This window comes from Vibrio genomosp. F10 str. 9ZD137 (genome assembly GCF_049974785.1).
Classification (GTDB): Bacteria; Pseudomonadota; Gammaproteobacteria; order Enterobacterales; family Vibrionaceae; genus Vibrio.
In genome coordinates, this window is record NZ_JBNGCJ010000177.1 from 1 (window position 1) to 669 (window position 669).

General features: G+C 49.0%; 1 pseudogene. It reads left to right on the top strand.

Annotated elements, in window-relative coordinates:
• Positions 1–49 precede the first annotated feature (49 nt).
• Positions 50–669 (top strand): annotated as a pseudogene (locus tag ACP45E_RS02305) (catalase-peroxidase); the annotation flags it as partial.

A 669-nucleotide genomic window follows, 5' to 3' on the forward strand; every position in this document is an offset into this window, starting at 1 on the left:
CTGGACATCGCTGTACCTTCAAAACTTGCTGAACTTTGAATGGAAGCAGGTGCATAGCCCCGCAGGCGCGATTCAGTGGGTGCCAACAGATGAATCGTTGCATGAATCGGTTCCTGACGCACACGTAAAGGGGAAGTTTAATCCTCCTGTGATGACGACGGCTGATTTAGCATTTAAGTTCGACCCTGAATACAAAAAGATCGCAGAGCACTTTTTAGCCGCCCCAGATGCGTATCGCCTTTCATTCGCTAAGGCTTGGTTTAAGCTTACCCATCGAGATATGGGCCCACGCAGTCACTACTTGGGTGATGATTTTCCTGACGAAGCGTTTATTTGGCAAGATCCAATTGCAACACCCGATTACACATTGGTAAACGACAAAGATATTGCTGATTTGAAGCAAAGCGTGCTTGGCTCTGGATTAACGGTGCCTGAATTGATCAGTGTGGCTTGGGGATCGGCTTCGTCTTACCGCGATTCGGATAGGCGCGGAGGAGCCAATGGTGCTCGTATTGCTCTAGAACCGCAAAAGAGTTGGGCGGTGAATAACCCTGAACAACTCAAGCGTGTGATCACGGAGCTAAAATCCATTCAGTCCGCTTTTAACCAGTCAGCGGGTAACCAACCCACTAAGGGCAATAAACAGGTGTCGAGATCGGAAGAGCGGTT